The sequence below is a fragment of the Brucella grignonensis genome (assembly GCF_002252505.1).
Classification (GTDB): domain Bacteria; phylum Pseudomonadota; class Alphaproteobacteria; order Rhizobiales; family Rhizobiaceae; genus Brucella; species Brucella grignonensis.
Genome location: NZ_NNRL01000060.1, coordinates 1 through 5,868, shown reverse-complemented (window position 1 = coordinate 5,868; position 5,868 = coordinate 1). Strand labels below are relative to the sequence as shown.

Genomic DNA, 5,868 nt, shown 5'->3' with positions numbered 1-5,868 from the left:
TAAACTTTCAATCGGACCCATACAGATCTCGCGTATAAACCTTCTCAGCTACATCCCTAATATCGTCAGCCCATCTATTTGCAACGATAAGTTCAGAGCGCGCTTTGAAGGTTGACAGCCGCTCAATCACTTCCGAACCAAAAAAAGATGTACTCTTGAGCGTGGGTTCATAAACTATCACTTTGATACCCTTGGCTTTAAGTCTTTTCATAACGCCCTGGACACTTGAAACTCTAAAATTATCAGAGTTTGCTTTCATAGTGAGCCTATAAATCCCTACAACCTCTGGTTTTCGCGCAATTATTTCGTTTGCAATAAAATCTTTGCGTGTCGTGTTCGCCGATACAACGGCTTGAATTAAGCTTTGCGGTACATTCGCGTAGTTTGCTAGTAATTGTTTGGTATCCTTCGGTAGACAATATCCACCATATCCAAACGAAGGGTTATTATAGAAGTTGCCAACGCGAGCGTCCTGACCTACGCCCTCTATTATTTGTTGTGCATTTAATCCATGAACGGCCGAGTAGGTATCCAACTCGTTAAAGAACGCGACACGCATTGCTAGATACGTGTTTGCAAACAACTTTATTGCTTCTGCCTCGCTCGTGCCAGTCACAATGATAGGCGCATTTCTATGAACAGAGCCGCCTAACAACAAACTTGCAAACGCCTCTGCTTCGTTTGTAGGTGGCCCTACAATTATGCGCGATGGATATAAATTGTCGTGAAGAGCCCTACCCTCTCGCAGAAACTCCGGCGAAAACAATATCGTTAAAGTAGGATATCGTTTTGATATTTTCTCTGTGTAGCCCACAGGAACCGTAGATTTGATAACGATGGTAGATAACGGACTTATTGTCTGGATGTCATCAAGGACTTGTTCAATCGAGCTGGTATCGAAAAACTGCGTTTCAACATCGTAATCGGTAGGCGTGGCGACGACAACAAAACTCGCCCCCTGATATGCATCGACTTTGTCGCTAGTTGCCCGAATATCAAGAACTTTGGTTGACAAAAAATCGGCAGCATCAGCGTCGACGATAGGCAGTTTTCTCTGATTCAGTAGAGCAACTTTCTTCTCAACTGGATCATAAGCTACCACTTCATTGTACTGAGACAATATAAGAGCGTTAGATAGCCCAACATATCCCAAACCGGCCACCGCAATTTTCATAACAATTTCCCATTTAATTTGCCTTGGAACGCAGTGCTTCCAGCAACATACAGTATGTCTATAACGAATGATTCGTTTGCGAGAATTCCGTTATTGCACCAATCTAAAATTGATTCTACGTGCCAGTCAAAACTGATATTCGTGTCTCATTACGTACGAAAACTTGAAAAATATTAAATGCTTCAGCTGACCCGGATTCAGATGCATCACAATGACACTCGCTTAATCCTTGTCAGAGACGTTTCACTGGCCTATAGAACACAAGATTTATCGGAACGTTTTTTTTCGGTCTATTCAAATTATCTTCTGCTGGACTATTTGGAACTTGGGGTTACTTATGGATCTTTCTATCATTATTCCAATGTATAACGTCGAGTTATATCTACGTGAATGTTTAGATAGTGTTGCAAAGTCATTAAAACCTGACTTCAGAGCCGAAGTAATTTGCGTCAACGACGGAAGCACCGATAGCACACCGCAGATTGCCGAAGAGTTTTCAGCGCGGTATCCACAGTTTCGATTAATAAATCAAAGGAACGGCGGCTACGGAAAAGCAATCAACGCAGGACTAAATTCAGCCGCGGGATCTCTATTTACCATTGTCGAATCCGACGACGTAATTTTGGATAGCGCATATCCCAAGTTGGTTGAAATTCTACGCAATGATTACTCAGTCGATTTTGTTAAAACACCCTACCAGCCCTTCACCGATTTAGGCAAAAACCCGATAATTGCCGCACCACGCATTAATCTATCTGCATCGGACGTTCTGAATGATAAACCGAAAGCAATAAAGCCAACCGATTTCCGCGACAATGAGCTTTGCTTCACACCACCGGCGATATGGGCGGGCGTCTATAGACGATCATCTTTTGAGCGGCTGAATATTCAGTTACCCGAAACACCAGGCGCAGCATATCAAGATACATGTTTTTCGACATTATCGTTTCTCAATGGGCTTCGATACTATTGGTTAAACGATCATTATTATATGTATCGCATCGACAGAGAAGGCGCGTCGAGACACGTTAAGAATCGAAGAAACGAGATAGTTGATATATTCGAATTCATTAAAGAGAATCTTGTTCGCAACAATAACTTCAACGATGTTTCAGAACCTTATTTTTATGCCCTATATTTCCGGAGGCTTGTGTGGTTCCTAAAGCGCGTTCGGGAAGATTATCAGTTTACGCTTTTCATGAATTTATACCGTTCTTTTGAAGATGTATGGGGCAACGAAAACCTGCGAGCAAACGTTAGAACTCTTTTGCCAGGTTTCGAAGCTGAATTATTCGACAAGTTTTATAATGGTCGACATGCAGAACTTTATATTTGACGAACCTGGGAAAACCTATGTCACTTACAATCATCGTTCCCTCGCGAAATCCAGAGACATACTTCGTCGGTCAGATCAATCGACTGCTTGATTCAGGTAGAGATTGGAAAGTGATAATCATTGATGACGGCTCTGAAATACCCATTCAGGATTTTTTTGCCGAACACGGCAACTTAAAGATCTTGAGAAACCCCTTACCAAATGGCGCAGGTGCCAGCAGGAATATTGGGTCCAAGCTGCTCGAAACAGAGTATGCACTGTATTTGGATGATGACGATTTTATGGATTGGGCTGTCGTCGATCAGTTGATGGAGCTTCTTGATGCTACTCCATCGGCAGATCTCGCAGTTTCATTGTATGACGTTCAACAGGACGGAGTAAAAATTGGGGCAAATCCTGACGACATAGACATTATCAGTCGCATTCTGAGTGGAAAAACGCATAGTTTGATCGCGATAGATGGCAACGAGGCGTTACTGAGATTCACCAATTATCCTTGGAACAAGATTTACCGAACGGACTATATAAAACGCCTGGGTTTACGGTTTTCACATACTGCAACACAGAATGATATTTACGGACACTGGCAATCGTTGCTCGGTGCAAATCGTATTCTTGTTAGCAAATTCGTTCAATGCACAAAGGTGCAGCACAGCAAAGGTCGGCGGATCAGCAACACCGGAGATAAAAGACGCCTAGAAGCGTTTACCGCCCTCCGTGAGACATTTGAATTGGTGGAGCAACATCCATCTAAATGTGTAAAAGATACATTTTGGGCATTCTATTATGATGTCTCTCATTGGATGTTGAGTATCGCCTCTTCGAATGCGTATTCTTCTCTTTTGCGCGAACACGTCAAATTCATTGGTATGATAAAACCAGGCGCGGCGAGCATTGAACCAAATACCGGCGTGCAAACATGGAAATTATGGGACACACCGACAATGAGTGAAGAATCCAATTCGAATCCGAATTCGTTAGATAATAACAATCAGGATATCGAAACTGACTTGGGATACTGCCTAACAGAAATTTCCAGGCTCAAACGTCTCAGCATCGAACTCAAATGTGATAATGAAAACCTGCGCTCTGAACGCGACCATCTTTTGTGGCTGCAAGATGAATATCTCCGTCAGCTTAATTCAAAAGCAGCCAGATGGGCGTTCGGCATTCGGGCAAAATTCCGAAAGTTCTTTAATTAATGGGGGCCGCATTGCCATATAGAGAGATAAATGCTCTGCGATCTGTAATCACAGCAGTAGAGCGCGCTTCCTCAGAGTGGAAACATCTATATCGGTTTGAGAAAGAATTCTCATCTCAACCTCACGAGATCAGCGTAATCGTTCCAGTCCACAACGGCGCCCAAGAGTTAGAAGAACTGTTCATCTCACTACGCAATCAGTCTATTGATAAGTCTCTTTATGAGGCTATATTTTCGCTGAATGGATGTACCGATGAATCGCTGAATTTAATTGAGGATTTTTCTGCTAAAAGTGGCGTTAATACAAAAATTATTAAAAGTACTTATGCGAATGTGGCGAAAGCCCGGAACTCGGCAATTCAGCTTGCTTCCTTTCGTTATTGCACGTTCATCGATCATGATGATTTTATCTCGCGTAATTATCTTGAAGAGTTTCTTGTACTTGGCGACTACCGCTCTGTAGTGGTGTCCAACATTGTCAAAATGATTGATAATCTGCCCCAAGAAGATTATGCGCAGCGCGTCGTTCAAGCTGGATTTGAGGATGCACTAGTTCATAGTGGAGATGATATCTCTATTTGCTATCGAGCATATACGCTGAACGCCATCAAAGCGGCGCCTACATATATGTTGAAACGTGTAAAGTATGAGGAGAATCTTTCCCATAGTGAAGACTTACAATTTTGGCGTCGCGTTTTTAATGAATTTACTCCTATAACAGTAAAAACGCCCACCCGAACTGATATATATTATAGAAGAGTCTTGAGTTCATCGCTCAGTAGAAAGCATGAAAATTTCTATCAAAAAGCTAAACCGAGATTAGCCATCCTTGACAGCATAGATCGGGAAGAGAAACAACATTACTGCGACTCTCCTCAACGCAAGTTCGATACACAAATCAAAGCGCTTCTTTTGGAGACGCTTTATAATATTGGTAGGCAGTGAAACTTGATCTTAGTCAGAAAATTTGGATACACTATAGAGTCAAACCATCTAAAGTTTTAGAGAATTTTCTCTAGGAACCGTAATATATTATTATGACGAGAAATTTTATTCAAACAAAAGGGGAATTTATGAGTAGTTTTCGTGATTTTTTTCTGAATATAAAGCGCATTCCTGATATGCTACAGAAAACCAATGAACATTTGACTGCCATTTCTTCAAAGCTTGATGAATTGACTAAGCAAAATCCCACAGATCTGAAAGAAAATTTGAAAAATATTCAAAAAGATCTGTCGAACATATCGGCAAATCATTTACCTCTGAATTCACCGGGAGCACTCTTGCAAGAACTGAAAAAAGTGGCAATGCGCGATTCTGTAGATATTGTCACTCAGGAGATGCCTGAGGCGCTTCTGTTTCATGATGGAGTTAAGTTCCACCAATATTGCGTTGATCAAGCAAAACTTACTGGAGCCTTTTGTGAGTTTGGAGTTTATTCGGGAACATCCATAAATTGTTTTGCTGAACACAGGCCTGAAATAATTTTCGACGGCTTTGATAGCTTCGAAGGACTGCCCGAAGAATGGTCTGGTAATATGCTAGTTGATTTCAACAAAGGAAAGGAGCCACCTACTGTTCGCAATAATGTACGATTGCATGTGGGTTGGTTTAGCGAAACTTTGCCCCTCTATGCCAAAACAGTAACCGACGTTTCATTTATTCATGTCGATTGTGATATCTACTCTTCAACAGTCACCATATTTGAGAATTTGGGCTCGAAACTACGGAAAGGCAGTGTGGTTCTTTTCGACGAGTACTTCGTCTTTCCCGGCTTCAAGCTTCATGAGCGTAAGGCTTTTGAAGAATACATACTAAAAGCCGACCTGCGCCCGAAATGGTTCGCAGTTTGCGGACCTCGCGCTGCGTGTATTCTCGAGTAGAAATTTAACCCGCCTTGTTAGTCGACCGAAAAAACTTTCACGGAAAAATACCAGCGCTTAATCTCCCTACCTTACGACCAGCTCTGCACAACTTATACGCGTTCATTTTGTTTTGCATTAGCTGAGGCGCTTCTCTCAAAGGAAAAAGCAGAAACTATCCATCGACAAAAGCGATTTGAAAGTTCAATAGAGAAAGCATCTACGTACTTGGTGACCTTGCCCCGTTGAAATAATCCATTTTGAAGTAAGCTCTGGCCCATTGAGAGGACCAGAG

Annotated in this window: 6 protein-coding genes; 4 read left to right on the top strand and 2 right to left on the bottom strand. The window is 42.0% G+C overall.

The window, feature by feature from the left end:
• Positions 1–7: 7 nt before the first annotated feature.
• Positions 8–1,174, bottom strand: coding sequence for a nucleotide sugar dehydrogenase (locus CEV33_RS00815; RefSeq protein ID WP_094538698.1), 1,167 nt, complete (start codon positions 1,172–1,174; stop codon positions 8–10).
• Between the two features lie 337 nt (positions 1,175–1,511).
• Here CEV33_RS00815 and CEV33_RS00810 point away from each other — a divergent pair, with 337 nt between their 5' ends.
• The 4 genes from CEV33_RS00810 (at position 1,512) to CEV33_RS00795 (ending at position 5,594) form a co-directional block, all read left to right on the top strand.
• Entirely contained in the window at positions 1,512–2,510 is a 999-nt protein-coding gene (locus CEV33_RS00810) for a glycosyltransferase family 2 protein (protein ID WP_094538697.1), read from the top strand.
• A gap of 17 nt (positions 2,511–2,527) precedes the next feature.
• Positions 2,528–3,712 carry a glycosyltransferase family 2 protein gene (locus tag CEV33_RS00805; RefSeq protein WP_094538696.1) on the top strand — a complete coding sequence of 395 codons (1,185 nt, stop codon included), beginning with the start codon at positions 2,528–2,530 and terminating at the stop codon, positions 3,710–3,712.
• Positions 3,712–4,656 (top strand): glycosyltransferase family A protein, encoded by a 945-nt coding sequence (locus CEV33_RS00800; protein WP_094538695.1) that lies wholly within the window; start codon positions 3,712–3,714, stop codon positions 4,654–4,656. The genes CEV33_RS00805 and CEV33_RS00800 overlap by 1 nt, the downstream gene beginning before the upstream one ends.
• Positions 4,657–4,784: 128 nt before the next feature.
• Positions 4,785–5,594 (top strand): class I SAM-dependent methyltransferase, encoded by an 810-nt coding sequence (locus CEV33_RS00795; protein WP_167388079.1) that lies wholly within the window; start codon positions 4,785–4,787, stop codon positions 5,592–5,594.
• 92 nt (positions 5,595–5,686) lie between these two features.
• On the opposite strand, the gene CEV33_RS24170 is transcribed toward CEV33_RS00795, so the two are convergent.
• Positions 5,687–5,868 (bottom strand): hypothetical protein (locus tag CEV33_RS24170; protein WP_208620123.1); only part of this gene is annotated, 182 nt, incomplete at its 5' end.

Bases quoted from the DNA above. Each gene is read 5' to 3' on its own strand.
- CEV33_RS00815 (WP_094538698.1), bottom strand. From the start codon at position 1,174: ATGAAAATTGCGGTGGCCGGTTTGGGATATGTTGGGCTATCTAACGCT.
- CEV33_RS00810 (WP_094538697.1), top strand. From the start codon at position 1,512: ATGGATCTTTCTATCATTATTCCAATGTATAACGTCGAGTTATATCTA.
- CEV33_RS00805 (WP_094538696.1), top strand. From the start codon at position 2,528: ATGTCACTTACAATCATCGTTCCCTCGCGAAATCCAGAGACATACTTC.
- CEV33_RS00800 (WP_094538695.1), top strand. From the start codon at position 3,712: ATGGGGGCCGCATTGCCATATAGAGAGATAAATGCTCTGCGATCTGTA.
- CEV33_RS00795 (WP_167388079.1), top strand. From the start codon at position 4,785: ATGAGTAGTTTTCGTGATTTTTTTCTGAATATAAAGCGCATTCCTGAT.